At 65.9% G+C, this 18,724-nt stretch carries 11 protein-coding genes; 4 read left to right on the forward strand and 7 right to left on the reverse strand.

Annotation, left to right across the window (positions count from 1 at the left end; translation table 11 throughout):
- Together KF708_23940 and KF708_23945 are read right to left on the reverse strand one after the other, a co-directional pair.
- Nucleotides 1-847, reverse strand: an 847-nt coding sequence (locus tag KF708_23940; GenBank protein MBX3415757.1) for a hypothetical protein, incomplete at its 3' end; no start/stop codon positions are given.
- 117 nt (nucleotides 848-964) lie between these two features.
- A complete protein-coding gene (locus tag KF708_23945; GenBank protein ID MBX3415758.1) occupies nucleotides 965-2,674 on the reverse strand; it encodes an AI-2E family transporter in 1,710 nt (569 codons plus the stop codon).
- A 261-nt stretch (nucleotides 2,675-2,935) separates the two neighbouring features.
- Here KF708_23945 and KF708_23950 point away from each other — a divergent pair, with 261 nt between their 5' ends.
- The 4 genes from KF708_23950 (at nucleotide 2,936) to KF708_23965 (ending at nucleotide 10,544) form a co-directional block, all read left to right on the forward strand.
- Nucleotides 2,936-3,898 carry a flippase-like domain-containing protein gene (locus KF708_23950; GenBank protein ID MBX3415759.1) on the forward strand — a complete coding sequence of 321 codons (963 nt, stop codon included), beginning with the start codon at nucleotides 2,936-2,938 and terminating at the stop codon, nucleotides 3,896-3,898.
- A 77-nt stretch (nucleotides 3,899-3,975) separates the two neighbouring features.
- Nucleotides 3,976-4,965, forward strand: coding sequence for a glycosyltransferase family 2 protein (locus KF708_23955; GenBank protein MBX3415760.1), 990 nt, complete (start codon nucleotides 3,976-3,978; stop codon nucleotides 4,963-4,965).
- Nucleotides 4,962-6,380, forward strand: coding sequence for a hypothetical protein (locus KF708_23960; protein ID MBX3415761.1), 1,419 nt, complete (start codon nucleotides 4,962-4,964; stop codon nucleotides 6,378-6,380). The genes KF708_23955 and KF708_23960 overlap by 4 nt, the downstream gene beginning before the upstream one ends.
- A gap of 57 nt (nucleotides 6,381-6,437) precedes the next feature.
- Complete coding sequence (locus tag KF708_23965) at nucleotides 6,438-10,544, forward strand: protein kinase (GenBank protein MBX3415762.1); 4,107 nt, start codon at nucleotides 6,438-6,440, stop codon at nucleotides 10,542-10,544.
- 24 nt (nucleotides 10,545-10,568) lie between these two features.
- Here the strand turns inward: KF708_23965 and KF708_23970 are convergent, their stop codons facing one another.
- The 5 genes from KF708_23970 to KF708_23990 form a co-directional block, all read right to left on the reverse strand.
- Nucleotides 10,569-10,868 carry a hypothetical protein gene (locus KF708_23970; GenBank protein MBX3415763.1) on the reverse strand — a complete coding sequence of 100 codons (300 nt, stop codon included), beginning with the start codon at nucleotides 10,866-10,868 and terminating at the stop codon, nucleotides 10,569-10,571.
- Nucleotides 10,869-11,070: 202 nt separating this feature from the next.
- On the reverse strand, nucleotides 11,071-11,787 hold the full coding sequence (locus tag KF708_23975) for an RNA pseudouridine synthase (protein MBX3415764.1): 717 nt from the start codon (nucleotides 11,785-11,787) through the stop codon (nucleotides 11,071-11,073).
- Nucleotides 11,788-11,960: 173 nt separating this feature from the next.
- Nucleotides 11,961-13,421 carry a Gfo/Idh/MocA family oxidoreductase gene (locus KF708_23980; GenBank protein MBX3415765.1) on the reverse strand — a complete coding sequence of 487 codons (1,461 nt, stop codon included), beginning with the start codon at nucleotides 13,419-13,421 and terminating at the stop codon, nucleotides 11,961-11,963.
- Between the two features lie 223 nt (nucleotides 13,422-13,644).
- Complete coding sequence (locus tag KF708_23985; GenBank protein ID MBX3415766.1) at nucleotides 13,645-17,349, reverse strand: AAA family ATPase; 3,705 nt, start codon at nucleotides 17,347-17,349, stop codon at nucleotides 13,645-13,647.
- Nucleotides 17,346-18,578 carry a hypothetical protein gene (locus KF708_23990; protein MBX3415767.1) on the reverse strand — a complete coding sequence of 411 codons (1,233 nt, stop codon included), beginning with the start codon at nucleotides 18,576-18,578 and terminating at the stop codon, nucleotides 17,346-17,348. The genes KF708_23985 and KF708_23990 overlap by 4 nt, the downstream gene beginning before the upstream one ends.
- Nucleotides 18,579-18,724 lie beyond the last annotated feature (146 nt).

Here is an 18,724-nt window from a genome sequence, read left to right on the forward strand (position 1 = left end):
CTGTCTTCGCACGGACATCCATGCGGCGAATCAACTCGCGGTAGCGGAGACGCGTGCCCCACGTGACCCAACCCAGGTAAAGGTTCACACCGAGCGAAACGAAGAGGATCACGAGCGCCGCGGTCAGCGCCCACCACTGGGGTTCCTCTCCGGCGACGGCCTTGCCGACCAGCGTCGGCTGTGGCGTATCGGTCGTGGAGGCGACCGGCGCGGACACCGCCACGGCATTGCTGGCCTGCTCGACGATCGGGCGCGAATCGATCGGTGCATCGAAAGGCTGCGGGCGCACCGGCGCAGGTTCCGGTTCTTCTTCGGTCATGACGAATGTCGGCGGCTCGACAGGAGCGGTTTCCACGGCCGGTGGCGGAGTGTCTTCCACGGCCGGCGATGCTTCGACGAGCGGTTCTTCGACCACGATTTCCGCCTCGACGATGGCCGGACCAGTTGCCGCGGGGAGCGGTTCGTCATCGCCTGGTCCCGGCAGCGCGTTCAGGGGTAATGATGTGCGCGGACCGATCAGCATGGGCCCGCCGGCCACGTTGTCGGGGTCCGCGGGAGCTCCCGTCGCTGAGGGAGCCCGATCGGGCGCGCCCACGGGTGGCGCCCCGATCAATTCGGGAGGCACGCCTTCGTGAGGCAAGGGGGCATTGCCCACCGTGATGCGATACCGGCGGATATGATGCAGCGCCGGAGGCAGATCGCTGAGAATGTCGCGGCCAGCCCGCATCGATTCGAGCTGATCGGGATCGATCTGGATGATGTATTCGTAGGCGCCGTCTTCGAGTTGAAGCCATCCGACGTCGACGGTCGGCACCGAGCAGGCCAGCAGCAGAAGAGAAGCAATCATCGGGGCGCTCGCTCGCGGGGTAGGGCTGGCCACGCTCTCGGCCTCGGGTTGTCCCGAGGAGGCCGCGGCGCGGCTCCTGGCATGGTATTCCGTGGCGAGGGGAGTCGTAAAGCCGTCTCAATCTCCCACGGCCCGTAGCGATCGGTTCGACGAGGGATTTTCGAGTGAATCGAGCTCACCCCGGAGCATCTCCAGCAGTGCTTGCAGGAAGGCCACGACCATCGGACCGACGAAGATGCCGATCGGTCCCAGGGCCTGCACCCCCCCCAACACGCTCAGCAGGGCGAGCAGCGGATGCAGGTTCGAGCGGCCGTGTAACACGTAGGGCTTGATGAAATTGTCGATCATCGACACGACCAGCGCGCCATACAGGGCCAGCGCCACCGCCGGCCAGAACTGGTTGTCGAACAAGAGCCAGATCGAGCAGGCCCCCCAGACCGAGGCCGCCCCGACGAAGGGGACCATCGAGAGGATCATGGTCGTCACGGTCAGCAGAAAGACGGCATTCAGCCCGACGACGTAGTAGCCGATGCCCGCCAGAATGCCCTGCACCACGGCGGACAAGAGCGTCGCCACGACCATGGCGCGGCTGATCTTGTCGAACTCGTGCAGCATGCGGGCTTCGTAGCGATCGTCGAGGGGGGAGAGGCGCATGATCGCCGCGACCATCTTCGGCCCGTCGGCGAGGAAGTAGTAGAGCGAGATGATGAGGATCACGAGTCCGAAGAGAAACCGCCCGACGAAGCTGCCGAGAAATTTCGGCGTCGAGAGGGCCAGGGGCAAAAGGTATTCTTGCGCCGTGCTGCGAATCTCGACGAGTCGCTCGTCGCTGGGATAGGCCTGCAACTTCAGCCAGCCGACGACGCCCCCCCCCATCAATTGCCACTCAAAATCGCGGAACGCGGCTTGCAGCAACTCGTTCGCATTCTGGAGTTGATCGGTCTCGGGCTGTAGCTCGGCGTCGGGCACGCCGAGATTCTTTAAGCGACGAATCTCGGCTGTGGCGTTCTTCACGGCGCGTAGGCGGCGCAGCACACGGGCTAGAACAACCGCTTCGGTGTTTTCTTCTGGAAGAATCGCGTCGTTCAATTCCTCGTCGTATTTCTCTGCTGCTTGCAACGAATTGGGGCTTTCATCGTCAGCGGGCGGCGCCCCTTCGGCGGATCCTGGCTCTGCGGACACGGGCCGTGCCGGATCGAAGACCGGAGCCTCCGAATTCTCACTGGCATTGACCGCCGCTGCTTCTGCTGCTGCTTCTTCGGCAAGAGACTTCTTCGAGAGTGTTTCAATCTGATTGAGGAGATCCGGCACGCCGTACTCGGTGCGCCACTTCGTCAGCGTGCCGTTGAGACTGGTAATGGCGTTTTCGATGTGCGTCAGCGTGGCGGGGATCGCATTCGGTTCGTCGTAGCCCGTGACGCGCCGCTGCAATTCGGCGACCCCTTCGTCGATCTTCATGCTCAAGAGGCGAGCCTGTGGGGCCGGTAGCCTGATATCGAAGCGATCGCGCAGGTCGTCGATTTTGGCCTGCAGTTGTTCGCGATCGAAATCGGCGAGCAATTGCACGCCGTCGGTCGCGGCCATGCTGACGATGGTGAGCAAGGGCAGAAAGACGATCAGCATCGTGATGGCCGTGGTGATGCCTGCCGCCACGCGGACGCGCCCGCCGCAGCGTTCGGTCATCCAGCGGTGCAACGGCCGGAACATGACGACCAGGATCAGGGCGAAGAACATCGGCAGGATGAACGACGCCATGACCTGGAAGAAGAGCACGGCCACGAGCACGACGATCGAGGCCAGCACGATGAACGAAACCCAACGCGACACGAGCGTTTCTCCAGGCACGAGTGAGTTGCGGCAGCAACAGCCGGTATTTTAGCCCTCGCCCGCCGAACTTGGGAACCGCACCTGCCCGCTCGGCGGCTTGGCCGGAGTGCGCGCTCCTCGAGAAAGGTACTTCGTCCCCGACGTCCGCGGCTTGTGTCCGTGGGGACGAATCCGCACAATAGCGACGTTCCCACCCACCGGCAGATCCCCGCCCCCCACGTCGTGTACGTCCGAACGAGTCGGGCATCGCGAGGTTTCGTCTTGAGTCCACTTCCCGCTGGCAGCAAGAAATGGCTCCTGCGCGGGGCGAAGATGCTGGTCGTGTTGCTCGTAGCGTGGGGCGTGCATCGCACGGTCATGTCGGCGCTCGAGCAATTGTCGGAGCATACCTGGCACGTCTCGCCCGGGTGGCTGGTCCTCTCGGGCGTGCTCTATCTGCTCGGTTCGTTGCCCTGCGGATTGTATTGGCGCCGGATCCTGCTCGAACTGGGGCAGCGACCAGCACTGGGCAGGCTGCTGCGGGCTTATTACATCGGACATCTGGGCAAGTACGTGCCAGGCAAGGCGATGGTGCTGGTGCTACGCGCGAGTCTCCTGCGCGGACCGACGGTCGATGGCCGCGTGGCGGCCGTCTGCGTGGTCTACGAAACGATGACGATGATGGCGGTCGGCGCGGCCCTGACGGCCCTGGCCCTGTTGATGTGGACGCCACGTCACGACTGGCTGATCCTGCTTTCCGCGGGGTTCACGATCGTGACGGCCGTCCCCTGTTTTCCGCCGGTGTTCGAGCGGATCGCACGTTTTGCCGGCGTGGGGCGGGACGACATCCGGGTGGCCGATGGCCTGCGGAAGTTGCACGTGCGGCGGTTGCTGTTGCCCTGGCTGGCGATGGCCGGCGGTTGGCTGCTGCTGGCGTTGAGCTTGTGGGGAGTGCTGGCGGCGATTGGAGCCCCAGGACTCGACCCCTGGCGACAGTTGCCCCTCTATACCGCAGCGGTGGGGATGGCCGTGGTCGTGGGGTTCTTGTCTCTCGTGCCGGGGGGCGCCCTCGTGCGCGAAGCTGTACTGCTCGAACTGGTTGCGCCACTCTTCGGGGCCTCGACGGCGCTCGTGGCGGCCATTCTGCTCCGGCTGGTCTGGTTGGTGTCGGAGGTGATTGTGTCAGGTATCCTGTACTTATGGAGACCACCCCAGAGCGCCGCTATGGGTGAGCCGGAACATTAAGTCCTTGATCCTTCCGCCACTGCCGGGCAAGCCCGCAGGGCCACACTTGTTGAAGTGCCACACTCGTTTATCTGCCCATGCTGAGTGCCGTCATTCCGGTCTACAACGAGGTCGAGAGCCTGGAGGCTCTGCACGGCGAGTTAGACGCGGTGGCGGTTGCGCAGAACTACGACCTGGAAATCATCTTCGTCGACGACGGCTCGAACGACGGTTCGTGGCCGGTGATCGAGTCGCTCGCGGCGCGCGACCCGCGCGTGCGCGGTATCCGCTTCCGACGCAACTTCGGCAAGGCGGCCGCCCTGAGTGCCGGCTTTGCCGCCTCGCACGGCGAGCAGGTCATGACGCTCGACGCCGATCTGCAGGACGACCCCGCCGAGATCCCGCGCTTTCTCGCGGCGCTGGCCAGCGATTACGACGTCGTCAGCGGTTGGAAGCACGTCCGCCACGATCCCTGGCACAAGACCTATCCCTCGCGGGTCTTCAATGGTCTGGTGGGCTGGCTCACGGGCGTAAAGCTGCACGATCACAATTGCGGCATGAAGGGCTATCGCCGCGAGGTGCTGGGCGAAGTCCGGCTCTATGGCGAACTGCACCGCTTCGTGCCGGTGCTGGCGCATGCCCGGGGGTTCCGCGTCGGTGAGTTGCCCATCAATCACCGCGCCCGCAAGTTCGGCCATTCGAAGTACGGCGTGCGCCGCTTTGTGAAAGGATTCCTGGATCTGCTGACGGTGAAGTTTCTCACCGGCTTCGGGCAGCGGCCGCAGCACGTGCTGGGCACGTTCGGGCTGATCTGCTTCTCGGTCGGCTTTTTGGGGCTGTTCTATCTGTCGTGTACCTGGCTGGCGGCGCAGATGTTTCCCGAGTGGGGGCTGAAGCCGCTCCATCAACGTCCGGCCGTCATCTACTCGATGGGCGCGCTGCTGCTGGGGGCCCAGTTGATGTCGATCGGTTTTCTGGCCGAGCTCTTCATCGCCTACCAGACGCGCGAGGCGGATACTTATTCGATCTCGCAACGCACTTTTTCCGTGGCCGACCGCGCCCCTGGCCAGACGGGTCGGTCCGCATGAGCACGGCGCCGCCAGGATCGACGATCGACGATCGCGCCGCGCTGCGGCGGCAGGTCTACTGGCTGCTGATCGCCGTGGCGACCGGCGCCATGGTGGGACGCGTGCTGGCGGTCAATTCGGTCGACAAGATCGCGCTCGAGACGCAGCGCGCGCGCGAAGGTCGCCGCGATTGGCAGCTCCAACGCCCCTTTCTCAGCGGCAACGATCGCAGCCGCTGGTGTACGATTCGCGCCCTGGCGGAGCAGGGGACCTACGCCATCGACGACATCCAGGATCAGCCTGGATGGGACACGATCGACATGGTCAAGCACGACGGGCGCCTCTACTCGAGCAAGCCACCCTTGCTGCCCACGCTGCTCGCCGGACCGTATTGGGTGATCTATCGCACGACGGGGGCCTCGTTGGCTTCGCATCCTTACACGATCGGCCGCGGCATGTTGCTCTTCGTGCAGGTGCTGCCGCTGGTGATCTACTTGGTGCTCTTGGCCCGGGTCGTCGAGCGCTATGGCACGACCGATTGGGGACGCCTCTTCGTCGTGGCCTCGGCCGTTTTTGGCACGTTTCTCACGACGTTCGCCGTCACGCTGAACAACCACGTGTTCGCCGCGGCGAGCGCGATGGGGGCGATCTATCCGTCGATTCGCATCGTGTACGACGGCGAACGTCGCTGGCGTTACTTTGTGCTGGCGGGATTCTTCGCGGCCTTCGCGGCGGCCAATGAACTCCCCGCGCTGTCGTTTTTCGCGGCGCTGACCGCGGCGCTGGCCTTTACCGCCTGGCGCGAGACACTCCTTGCGTTCGTGCCGGCGGCGCTAGTCGTGGCGGCGGGCTTCTTCGGCACGAACTACGCCGCGCATGGGTCGCTCGTGCCCGCGTACGGTCATCGCGCCGAAGGGGAAAACTGGTACGAGTACATCTACGAGCGAGGTGGTCGTACCCGCGATAGCTACTGGTTGAATCGCCAGGGGATCGACCGGGGCGAGCCGTCTCCGGCGGTGTATGCCGTACACGTGCTCGTGGGCCACCACGGCGTCTTTTCGTTGACGCCCGTGTGGCTGCTGACGCTGACGGGTTTTGCCCTGGCATGTCGCCGGAATACCGCGTTGCGGCAGTTGACCCTGCTCACGGCGCTGGTTTCGCTGGCCTGTGTGGCATTCTACCTGTCGCGGCCGCTGGTCGACCGCAATTACGGCGGCATGACCAGCGGCATGCGTTGGTTCTTCTGGCTCGCGCCGTTGTGGCTGCTGGCGATGCTGCCGGCGGCCGACTGGCTTGCCGGGCGGCGCTGGACGCGTGGCGTGGCGCTCGTACTGCTCGCGTTCTCCGTCCTCTCGGCGAGTTACCCGACGTGGAACCCCTGGACGCATCCCTGGCTGTTCGACTGGTTCTTGAAGCTGGGGTGGACGCAGTTTTAGTGCTTCGCCAGCCGGGGACGCTACAATCGACTCTGGCCAATCACCGGAGCGAAGACCATGGCAGCCGACGATGCCCCGACGCCGGGCAGTGACGAGCCGTCGATCCACGATCGTGCGACCCTGCTGTCGGGCGAATCGCCTCCGCAGCCGAAATCGTTGCCACCAAAAGCGGATCGCTCTTCCGCCGCGACGCCGGGCGATAGCGGCGCCGCGGTCAAGGCCGCCGAGTTGCCCAAGCTGGCTCTCAGCTTCGAACGCTTTGCCGAATGTCTTTCGCAGTGCGGTCTCGTCTCGGCCCACGAGTTGGCCTCGGTCTGCGAACGACTCCCCGGCGAGTCGGCGGCCGATGTCGATACGGTCGCCTGGCAGTTGGTGCAGTCGAATAAGCTGACGGTGTACCAGCTTCGTCGAGTCGCCCAAGGCAAATCGGCCGGGCTGGTGCTGGGCAATTACGTCGTTCTCGACGAGTTGGGCGCCGGCGGCATGGGGGTCGTCTATCTGGCGCGCCATCGCCGGATGAAGCGGCTCGTGGCGCTCAAGGTACTGCCGGCCAATCTCGTCTCGTCGTCATCGGCCATCACGCGGTTTCACCGCGAAGTCGAGGCCGTGGCCAAGCTTTCGCACCCGAACATCGTTTCGGCCTACGATGCCGACGAGGCGGGCGATCTGCACTTTCTGGTCATGGAGTACGTCGACGGCATCGATCTCGACGCCTACGTCGAACGCTGCGGCGTGCTACCCATTCCGCTGGCGCTCGACTTTCTCGCCCAGGCCGCGCGCGGTTTGGCACACGCGCACGAGCGCGGCATCGTGCATCGCGACATCAAGCCGGCGAATCTGCTGCTCGACCAGACCGGCACAATCAAGATTCTCGACATGGGGCTCGCGCGGATCGAGCAGGGGGACCCCGAGAGCGATCATCAGAACCTCACGCAGTCGGGACGCGTGATGGGCACCGTCGATTTCATGGCGCCCGAGCAGGCGCTCGACGCCAAGCGGGCCGATCACCGGGCAGACATTTATAGCCTGGGCTGCACGCTGCACTACCTGCTGAGCGGGCTGACGCTTTCGCCCGAAGGTTCGCTGGCGATGAAGCTGCTCTGGCATCAGAACTCTGCGGTGCCATCGTTGCGCGTGGACGTGCCACAAGCGAGCAAACGGCTCGACGCCCTGTTTCTGCGCATGCTGGCCAAGAAGCCGGAAGATCGACCGCAGTCGGTCGATGCCGTGCTCGCCGAGTTGTTGGCCTGCCAGGCCGAAGTCGGCCCCGTGACGCCCGCCGAGCGCGTCGAGCGTTTGGGGCAACTTCGCCGTACCCCAGAAACCGTCGTGGGGGGGCGCTTCGGTCAAACCCCGGTTCCCTCGGCCGAAACGCTCGGCCCGACGCGGGTCGGTGACCCCACGCCCCTAGGGGCATCGCAGGCCGCTGTGGCTTCGCGGCCGATGCCTTCGCCCGCGCGCAAGAAGCCGTGGGTGACGCTTGGGGCGGCAGCGGCCATTCTGATAGCCGGCGGATTGGGATGGGGCGCGTATCAACTGGGCATCGCCTCGGGCGAAGCGCCGGAAGAAGAAGCGTTGGCCGCCGTGCCGGCGCCGATTCCGCAACCCACGACGAGCGAGGTCGCCATGGTGCCAACACCAGGGCCAAGCGTACCGACTGCTCCCCCACCGATGCCCGAGGCGCCCGAGCGCCGCGCCTTGCTGCGCTGGGTGAGCGAGCAGCGTGGACGGACGACCATCCTGGCGGGCGATCCCGCTTCTCGCGTCGAGATCGCTTCCGTCGAGTTGATGCCGACCGGCAGTTTCTCGATCGTCGGAATCGACCTGAGCGGTTTGCCGATCGGGGGCGATGACCTTGTGCGACTCGATCCCGATGCGGTGCGAAATCTCGAAACGCTCTCGCTGGCGGGCACATCGCTTGGCGATGCCGACCTCGCCCAGTTACCTCCGCTGCCAACGCTCGTGAGGCTCGACTTGTCGGCGACGCGCGTCACGGATGCGGGGCTGCCGACCCTGACGCGGCTGACGAATCTGCGCGAGTTGAACCTGAGTCGTACGGCGGTGAGCGACGCGGGGATGGAACCTCTACGCTCGCTCGACCGTTTGACGCACCTCTATCTGGCCGACACAAGAGTTGGCGATCGACTGCCCGAGGTGTTGGCGAACACGCGCGGGTTGAGCCATCTCGGCCTGGCGGGAACCAGCATTACCGCGGGCGGAGTGCATCGACTTCAAGCGGAACACGCGGGGCTCGAAGTCGAGTGGGATGCCCCCGATCCCGATCGCGAAGTGGCGCGACACGTCCTGGCGGCTGGCGGCGTGCTCACGATTCAGCCTCGACGTCCCGGGGCCGAGCCGATCGACGTGACAAAGACGGCAAACCTGCCGGCCGATGAGTTCCGCATCACGCAGATCGACCTGGCCGGGAGCCGCGACGTCGACGATGTACTTATCGCTCGGTTGGCCCTGCTGCCTGGGCTGACGCTGTTGCGGCTCGAGAGCCCCCGCATTACGCCGGCGGCGCTCGAGTCGCTCGCCGCGGCCTCCCACTTGACGGCGCTCGACCTGGGGGCCGTCGAATTGCCGGAAGAGGCCGTCGCTGCCCTGCGTGCCAGGCTGCCGAATTGCGACATCCGCTGGCAGGCCGTCGATCAGCGTCGTCTGGCGCAGTGGGCCTTGGAGCAGGGGGGAGCGGTTTCGCTCGTCACCGCCGACGGCGACCGCCTCGACGACCTCAAACAGCGCCACGAGCTGCCCCTGGGGCGCTTTCGCTTGCGGGCCATCGATCTTTCGCACCGCGCGCAAATCACCGACGACGACCTGCGCCAGGTGGCCGGACTGACCGACGTGGAGAGCCTGCTTCTGGCGGGCACCGGCGTGACCGATGCCGGGCTGGCGTCGATTGCCGCGGCCAAATCGCTGCGCGAGCTCGATCTCTCGCAAACCGCTGTCTCCGACCGGGGGGTCGCGGCGCTCGCCGCCTTGCCGGCGCTCGAACAGCTCTTTTTGACCGATACCACCATCGGGGATGACGCCGTGCGCTCGCTGCGCCGGCTGGAATATCTCTCGCATCTGGGCCTGGCGGGCACGAAGGTAACGCAGGCCTCGCTTGCCGATCTTGCGCACATGCCAGCGCTGCGATGGCTATCGCTCGCTCGCGTGCCGCTCGACGATCGAGTACTGGCGGAGCTGTCGCAAGGCAAATCGTGGACCGAGTTGTCGATCGAGGGAACCTCTTTGACCGATGCCGGGATCGAAGAGCTGCGGGGGGCGCTTCCAGAATGCAAGGTGGCTGCCGATCCGCTCGATCCGCAGCGGTTGGCCGCGCGTTGGGTGGTCGAGCAAGGGGGAGCCGTAAAGCTGGCCGACGATGTGCTCGTCGACCGCCTGTCGGCCTTGCCGCGCGACGCCTGCACGGTCGTGTCGGTCGACTTGAAAGAGGCCGACCGCCTGCGCGGCGACGTGCTCGCCGAGCTCGCACCATGCGTGGCACTCGTGGAGATCGATCTTTCGGGGACTCGCACGGGGGATCGAGAATTGGCCTCGATCGGCAACTTTCCTCAACTGCGCGCGTTGCGTTTGCGGGGGACGCGCGTGACCGATGCAGGGCTGACTCACCTCGCGCCGCTCAAGCAACTCGAAACGCTCGACCTGGGCGAAACCCCCCTCGACGGCCGTGGACTAGGCGTGCTGGCCGAGCATCCGAAATTGTGGGCGCTGTCGCTTCGCGAATGCCGGCTCGCCGATCGTCACCTGGCGGCCATTGCCCGAATACCGGCGCTGGTCTATCTCGATCTGGGTTACAACATCGATCTAACGGATGCCGCGATAAAGGAGCTCGAGCAGCTCGAGCAGCTCGAATCGCTCTCGCTTGCCCGGACGGGGGTGACCGACGCGGGGCTGACTACCGTGGCCGACTTGGAGCAGCTTCGCTCGCTCGATCTGTCGAGCACGGCCATTTCCGATGCAGGTCTGGCGCAACTCGCCCCGCTCAAGCAGTTGGCCAAGCTGCGCATCGGCGGCACGGGCATCACCGAGGCCTCGATCTCGACCCTGGCCGGCTGGACCGGACTTCGCGAGCTCGACATCACGCGCAACAAGCTCGAGCCCGAGGACCTCCAGCGACTGCACGAGGCGCTGCCCAACTGTCGAGTGACCCCCTGAGCACAAGCGTGGCGTGGGCGCCGCTCAATCGGTGAAGGCGACGAAGTGCGGATCGCGGTAGACGTATTCGCGCTTGGCGGCCGCCAGTTCGCGTTTGTAGGCGGCAAAGGCCCGGGGCGTCGACCCCGCGGCGCGATACGCCTTCCAGGCTTCGTCGAGCCGGCGGCAGTAGGCGTCCCAGTTGCGGCGGCGGAAATCGTCGTCCTCGCGCTGCTCGAAGCGCCGCACGACGGGATCGCCCCCGTGGAACGGCTGGTTGTTGTTCTCGGGCGAGACTCCGGGGGGCACCGCCAGCGCCGCCAACATCAACAACGTGTTCACCATCGTGCGCTCCTGCCGGGCGAAAAAGATCGTTGCGCCACGGCACCCCGGCCGCCGACGCACAAAAGCCCAGCCACGAAAAAGTGTAGCTCGTAAATGGCGCCCGTGACGGGTAGCAAAGAAAATTCTTTCGACGAACCGCGGCCGGTCGTGACGGTTGTAGGCGAGACGTGGGGCGCGGCGCGGCGTCTCAGCAGCGCCGCGGTCAAGCGGCGTCGAAGCGCGCGTCGAGCGTTGTCCAGTCGGTCGAAAGCGGCGCGGTGACCGAGACATCGGCGTGCGTCATCGGATGGCAAAACGCGAGACTGCGCGCGTGCAGGGCAATGGCACGCAGGCGTTCGTCCGTATGCTGAACGCCGAAAGGAAGCGGCGATCCGTACAAGGCATCGCCCAGCACGGGCCAACCGCGCGACGCCGCCTGCAAGCGCACCTGGTGCATGCGTCCCGTTTCGAGTTCGATCTCGAGCCAACTCCAGGCCGCAGACGCGCCGAGGACGCGATAGTGCAGCACGGCCTCGCGGGCGTCGGCGTGATCGGCCGCGACCACTTCCGCGCGCGGCTGGTCCGGAATCTTACGGACGAAGTCGCGCCAGGTATCGCGCTCGGGGAGGCCCACGCCGCCGACGAGGGCCCAGTAGGTCTTGCGAACCGTGCGTGCCTCGAACTGTTCCGAAAGCCGCCGCGCGGCGCGCACGTGCCGCGCGAAGACCATCGCCCCCGAGGCGGGCCGATCGAGTCGATGTGGCACGCCGAGATACACCTTGCCCTGCTTCGACTCGCGATGCTTGTAGAACGCCTTGATGCGCGTCTCGAGACTGTCGATGCCCGGCGGCGCCTGCGTCAATAATCCCGCTGGCTTGGCCACGGCCAGGCAGGGGCCTGCTTCGTAGAGAATCTCGATCGTGGTAGGGGCGTCGTTCATGCGATCAAGCAAATCGTGTGGCACTGCTGGTTTGCCCAGCAGTGCCATGCAGGGGATCGTTCACTGATAGATGAGTATCGGTGGATCTCATTGATTCCGAAAATGAACGAGGGCGCCGGATTGCTCCGGCGCCCTCGCTGGACTGCGTGCTGCGATCCGCTCGCGCGGTGGGACTAGACCTGACCCGCCGCCGGCACCACGAACGGCGCGCGATAGTCGCGCGTCAGCATGGCGTTGGCCGCGTCATTGCTGGTGAAGGTTTCGCTCTTGGGATCGAAAGCCAGTTGCAGGCCCAGGCGAACCTTCGTGTCGGCCATCTTCACGCCGTTGGCTTCGAGATGCTCGTTGAAGCGGGCGAACGTGTCGAGCGCTTCCTTGCTGTCCGACAGACGCGAGCTGACCTCTTGGGCCGAAACCTCTTCGCCCAGGCGATAGCTGATGTTGCCGAGGTGGCACAGCGCGCTCGACAGGTGGCCTTCGAGAATGTCGGCGTTGAGATCCTCGTGCTTGCGGCTGCGCACGGCCGAGAGGAAGTTGCCGAAGTGATCGCCGCCGCCGCTGAACTCCTTGATCATCTTGCCGTCCAGATCGAAGGCGGCACTGCGATCGTAGCTGGTCATCACGGCGTAGCCCTTCTCGCACTCGAAGATCACGCCGACATCGGCCCCCTTCAAGGGAGGCGTTTCCAGGCCGCGCACCTCGAAGACGAGTTGCTTGTCGCCGTAATCGTGGATGATGACCTGGGTGTTGGCCGTCTCGCCGGCATCGGTGTAGCCGAAGCGACCGCCGTAGCTCAATACACCCTGGCACAGTTCATCGGCGCCGAGGCCCCAGCGGGCGATGTCCATCTGGTGGATGCCCTGGTTGCCCAGGTCGCCGTTGCCGTAATCCCACATCCAGTGCCAATCGTAATGCAACGACGGCCGCGTGAGGGGATTCATCGGGGCGGGGCCGCACCACAGGTTGTAGTCGACGCTCGGCGGCGGGGTGAACTCGCCGGGGCCACCGATCGCGCGGCGACGCTTGTAGCACAAGCCGCGGGCCACCTTCAGCGGACCCAACTCCTCCGACTTGATGTAGTCGATCAGGGCGTGCCCCCCCTTGTTCGAGCGGCATTGCGTGCCCGTCTGACAGATGCGGTCGTACTTGCGAGCGGCCTCGACCATGCGGCGGCCTTCGCTCACATTGTGGCTGACCGGCTTCTCGACGTAGACGTCTTTGCCCGCCTGCATCGCCCAAATGCTGCACAGCGCGTGCCAGTGATTCGGCGTGGCGGTCGAGACGATGTCGACGCTCTTGTCGTCGAACACCTCGCGCATGTCGCGCACGAACTTCGGCTCGCGACCTTGCACCTTGCCGATCTTCTGGCACACCTTCTTGCCGACGTCTTCATCGGCATCGCAGATGTAAGTGATTTCGGTCGGGCGACCGTCGCGGCCTTCGAGGGCGCTGACGTGACTGCCACCGCGGCCGCGGACGCCGATCACCGCGCACGCGAGCCGCTCGTTGGGACTCGAACTGGCGGTCTCTTCCTTGTCGGCCGCAAGGACCTGGCTGCCTGGTCCGACGGCCAGGGCCGCAGTCGCGGCCAACATCGACTCCTCAAGGAAACGACGGCGTGTACGTTTGGTCATGGAACATGACTCCTTCGCTTCGGGTGCGCGCTAGGCGGGAAATAGCGGTGTGAGGTCACACCAGCATAACAGAAGCCAAGCCCGCATTTCCAGCGAATTGCCGCAGACGGCGGCCCGGCACGCTCCGGTGGGGAAAGAACGTCCCGCTAGGGGAAAAAGTGCGGTCGGGTAACTTCCGGTAAGGCCCCGTGGAGCCCGCAACCGAAGGACGTAACCCGTACCATCATGCCGCCTCGGCCTCTTCGTCGAGATCGAGAAGATCGTCCAGGTCTTTCACGGTGGCCACCTTGCTACGGGAACGGACCGCGGGCTCGCTGGCGGCGTCGCTCGAGGCATCGTCGATCTCGGCGCCGCCCCAGCCATAGCGGGTAAAGCGGTCGACGATCCGTTCGGCGAACTCGCCAGCAAAGTCCTCGGCCCCTTCGCCCGACCAGAGGGTGCGACCCCGCACCTCGACGTACTCGACCGGCTCGGGCATCGGCGCGGCGACTGCTTCCACTTCGACCACGAGTGGCGCGGGCTCGACCACCTTCGGCGCTTCGACGATCGGTTCCATCGCGTAGGGAGCGGGGGACTCGACGACGGGTGCTGGGGGGGCTACCGGTTCCCAATCGTAGGCGTCGACGTCCTCTTCGAAGAAGGCCGGCGTGGCGACTGGCAGCGGAGCCGGTTCGACGACGATCTCCGGCTCTGGACGCGCCGGCTTGCGCAAGGCGGCAACGGGACGCCGCTTCGGAACCGGTGCGGGGACGGGAGCAGGAGCGGGAATTGCCGCCGGCGCGGGGGCTGCTACCGGCTCGGGCGCCGGTTCTTCGATCGGTCGCGCGATCATGTCGATATCGGCATGATCGGGCAGGCGTCGGACGTCGACCTTCAGCGCGCGGAACAGCTTCGCGATGTGCTCGTGGCACGTGAAGATCAGCAACTGATGGCCGGCGAGGGCAAAATCGCGCAACACGGCGGCGGCCGCCTTGGCACGATCGGCGTCGAAGTTGACGAGGATATCGTCGAGCACCAGCGGCAGGTGGACGCCGCGACGCGCGTAGGCACTGCACAGCGCCAGCCGCAAGCTGAGGAACAATTGTTCACGCGTGCCACGGCTCAGGGCTTCGACGGGCAGCGAGCGGCCATCGGCGGTGTCGACGTGCAGCACGTGCTCGCCCAGCGGCGTCCAAATGCGCTTGTAGCGGCCGCGCGTCAGCTCGCTCATGTAGACGGATGCCTCGCGCAGCGTTTCGGGCTGGCGTTCGGTCTCGTAGATGCGTCGCACCCCTTCGAGCAGGTGATGCGTCGTAGCGAGCACTTTCCAGCGGCGCAGGGCGTCTTTCAGCCGGCGGCCCACGATCGAGTATTGCAGACGCTTCTCGGCGGGGCGACGATCCGCGGCGAGCGCCGCGATCTGGGCCGTCAATTCGCCGCGGCGCTCGTACAGCGACTTGAGTTGCGTCTCGCGGCGTCCGACGTCGGCGGCCAGCTCGTCCCACAGCCGCTCGAGTTCGGGGAGCGACTTGCCGTCGAGCAGGGCGCGCCACGTCTCTTCGCGATGCTCGTCCCCCAGGGCGGTCGTGATCTCGCGTTCGACGGCGGCCCGAGCTTCGCGCAGCCTGGCCGCCTGCTCGACGAGATCGACCCAGTGTCGCAACTCGTCGGCATCGCGGGCATCGATCGAGCGCAGGAAGGCGAGCCGCTTCTTTGTCAGCCGCTTGCCCGCGCGCGACGTGTGGGCCAACTCTGCCCGCAACTGCGTGACCAATTCCGTCAGTTGATCGCGTTCGGCCATCAGGCGTTCCTGCCTGGCGTATTCGTTCTGCAGGCGGCGAATCAACTCGACGGCCTTGCCGGACGTCGGGGGCAGCCCGGCCTCGGCGGTCAGCAGCGAAATGCGTTCGCCCATGCGTGCCAGGCTGCGGCGCTGCATGTCGAGTTCCTGGCGACGCAACGTGAGACGCTGGCGCACGTCGACGATCAGCTCGCGGCGATTGCCCAGCTCGCGCAAGCGGCGGGGCGAAAAATCGTGCGGCAAGCCGGCCGTCGCCAGCCCGTTCTGCCAGCGGCGGCGCGCGGCGCGATGCGCCTCGCGGCATTTTTCGACTTGCTCTTCGGCGGTCTTCAATTCGCTCGTCGAGGCACGACGGCGGGCTTCGAGCGGCAGCAGATCCTCGATCGCCGCCAGTTCTCGCTCGGACTCTTGCAACCGCGTGATGAGCGGGCCACTACCCTGTGGAAGCTGGCCATCGAGCGTGTCCCGTTCTTCCTTGGCCTGCTTGACTTGCAGCTCGAGCGAGTGGTGCAGTTGATCGCACGATTCGAGCTGATGCCGCACGGAGCGCTCCAGCGACAGCTTGGTGATGCCCGCCACGATCGAACCCCCCAGGCCGAGCGTGGCCAGCCACCAGCCGAGCGGACCGGTGATGGTGGTGGGCATGAACAGTCCTGACAGAATCAGCGCGACGCCAAAGGCGAAGACGCAGCCCAGGCCCGTCAAGACCCAGCCGGGCATCATCTGGCGTTCGAGCAGGCGGCGATGTCGTGCCGAGGCGGCCCGATGCTGTTCGTGCAATTGGCCGATGCGTTCGTCGAGTTGCACGCGCCGCCGCAGGAGCGATACGAGCGAGCCCGCCTTGGCGTGCGCCGCGGTCAGGTCCGCCTCGGTACGTCCGCGCAGGGCGTTCCTGAGTTCAACGTCACTATTCGTGCCGGCCGATTTCAGCTTGGCGACGGCCGCTTCGGCGGTCTTGAGGCGACGTTTCGTCTCGGCCAGCGAACGTGCCAGCGGTCGCAACGTCAGCAGGGTGCGGTCGGACCAGGAGTTCGAATCGGGGTCGTCGCCGTCGGCCAGGCCCAGATGCTCGTGATGGCCGTTCACCTCGGCAGAGAGTTGCTCCACTTCGGTCGTCAGCGCCGCGATTTGCGTTTCGAGCGTCTCGGCCCATTCGATCTGATCGCCGAGCGCCTGGATGCGGGCGCCTTGCTTCCAGACGCTTTCCTGCAGCGGCAAGTCGGCAATGGCTTCGTCCTTGCGCAGGACTTCGGCCCGCAACTCGTTCTGACGCTGCCGCCGGGCCGCGATGGCCGCGTCGAGCGCGGCGAGACGTTCGAGGGCTCGCTCGGGAAGTTTCGGTAAGGGCTCGAGCGCCGCGAGACGGGCGTCGAGCGTGGCGCGTTCGCGCCAGCGGCCTTCGACCTTGACCGCCGTTTCGATGCGACGGACCTCGCGCTCGAGCGAACGCGTTTCTGTTTCGAGCCGATCGATCTCGCGTGCCAGACCGTCGCGCTCGCGGAGATTTCGCTCGTAGTCGGCCGAGAGCGTTCCCAGCTCGTCGATCTCGCGACGCAGGCGCTCGCGCTCGCCGAGCAGATGCACGACCTGCGACGGCCGTTCGTCGGTGGCCAGGATACGGTTGCGTGAATTGGCCAACTCGCGCATCACGTCGAACAGCGAGATGCGATCCAACCCGGCCGTAATGCGGTAGAGATGCCGTGCGGCGTCGGTATCGCTGAGCGTGCCGAGTTCCTGCATCTCGCGCAGGCCCACGGCGAACACGTTGTTGAACGTGCGTTCGTCGATCTTGCCGAGCAGGGTGCCGACCGCGCCGTCGGCCAGGCGACGGCCATCGTCGGCACGAAGATCGAGTCGCTCGGTGTACACGCCTGCTTCGTCGGGCTGGGCCAGCCGGCGCAGCCGCACGTCGCCGGTCGGATCGGACAGGTGTAGCGAACCACCGGCCGGAGCGCCGTTCTGCTGGCCGAGATAGCGGCGCCGACGTTCGTCGCCGAAGCCGTAGAGCATGCCACGAATGAACTGCAGCAGCGTCGTCTTGCCCGCTTCGTTCGGGCCGTACAGCACGCTGATGCGGTCCGACAAATCGTCGAGCTGCAGTCCGCGCCAGACGCCAAAGCCGTCGATCTTCAGGTCGGTGATTCTCACGATTCGACCTCCTCCCCTCCCAGCAATTCGATTCCGAGTACGGCCACCTCGCGCAACACGCTGCGCCGCTCGGCATCGTCGGTCACGCCCGCCAGTTCGGCCAACTGCCCGGTGGCGTGGCGCGGACTGAGGTACGACGCCATGTCGATCGGCAACGTGCCGTCGGCGGCGTGGCGGCGAACTTCACGCAGGAAATCGCCGAGGATCGTTTCATCTTCGACCATCTCGGCGGCCGAGACCTCGCTCGTTTCGATATCGAGCGTCACGCTCCACCGGGCCGGCGTGCCGGCGCCGAACTCGCGACGGAGCCAGTCCAGCAGCTCGGTCTGCCGCACGACGCGTCTCAGACGCGACCACGCGGCGGCCGAACCGATCAACGTCCACGAGATCAAAAGATCGATCGCGCCTGCCTCTTCCGTCGCCAGGGCAATCCGCTCGCGGAAACGCCGTTCGAGATCGGCGCGATTGTCGAGCCCGTCGATCGAGAGCCGTTCTTCGCGCCAACGCAGCACATCGGTGGCGACGAAGTTGAGGTGTGTGCGTCCCTCGTCATCGACGCGCACCGTGGTGGCGCCGTGCGGACCGCTTTCCTCGGGCGCGCGTCCTTGGGGCGAGCCGGGATAGTGCAGGCGATGGTTCGCGCCGCCAGCGGTGCCGCGTCGCGATCGTCCGCCGAGCGCCCAGTAGTGAAACCCGCGCGCTGCCAATTGGCGCGTGTGGGCCTTGCCGTGCGCCACGGCGATGGCATACGGGGCGGAATGATCGGCGACGAAATCGCCCGGCTCGATCTTTTTCCAGTCGGCGTGGCTGCGGCCCACGATCAGCGCCGCGGCCTGCGTCTCGCGCAGCACGACGTGTCGCGTCGCGACGCCGCTGGGAAAATGAATCACATTGTCGGGCAGCCTGGCCGCCACCGGCCACGAGTCGGGACGGTCCGTGGGGCCCCCGGCCCAGTAGACGTCGATGCCACGCGCGTGCAATCGTTCGAACTGTTCGACGAGAAACGCGGGGCCGCGCGGACCGCTCCGCCGCGCATGGACGAGTCCGCCCGAGAGCACGACGAAGTCGACCTCTTCGGCCAGCGCCGCGTCGACCACGCGTCGCGCCGCGGCATAGGGTGCGTCGAGAAATCGATCGCGCAGGTGTTCGGGGACTTCGGTGATGCCACCTACTGGCACATCGAGCCGAAAATCTCCCGCGTGCAGAAATCGCAACGGTGCGTAAGGCATGGGCACCTCCGTGGCCCTCGCGGCGAACCTTCCACTTGCCTGGTCTCGCACGTGGCAGCCGCCACGCCACCGCAGGCGCGCGACTCGACGTCAAGACGAGTTGTGCCGTCAGTTTAGTACCTGCACGCCCGCTGACCTATCGCAGT

The sequence above is a fragment of the Pirellulales bacterium genome, from assembly GCA_019636335.1.
Classification (GTDB): domain Bacteria; phylum Planctomycetota; class Planctomycetia; order Pirellulales; family JAEUIK01; genus JAHBXR01.

Excerpts from the sequence above, each read along its gene's own strand:
- KF708_23955 (MBX3415760.1), top strand. The coding sequence starts at position 3,976 with ATGCTGAGTGCCGTCATTCCGGTCTACAACGAGGTCGAGAGCCTGGAG.
- KF708_23960 (MBX3415761.1), top strand. The coding sequence starts at position 4,962 with ATGAGCACGGCGCCGCCAGGATCGACGATCGACGATCGCGCCGCGCTG.
- KF708_23965 (MBX3415762.1), top strand. The coding sequence starts at position 6,438 with ATGGCAGCCGACGATGCCCCGACGCCGGGCAGTGACGAGCCGTCGATC.
- KF708_23970 (MBX3415763.1), bottom strand. The coding sequence starts at position 10,868 with ATGGTGAACACGTTGTTGATGTTGGCGGCGCTGGCGGTGCCCCCCGGA.
- KF708_23975 (MBX3415764.1), bottom strand. The coding sequence starts at position 11,787 with ATGAACGACGCCCCTACCACGATCGAGATTCTCTACGAAGCAGGCCCC.
- KF708_23980 (MBX3415765.1), bottom strand. The coding sequence starts at position 13,421 with ATGACCAAACGTACACGCCGTCGTTTCCTTGAGGAGTCGATGTTGGCC.
- KF708_23990 (MBX3415767.1), bottom strand. The coding sequence starts at position 18,578 with ATGCCTTACGCACCGTTGCGATTTCTGCACGCGGGAGATTTTCGGCTC.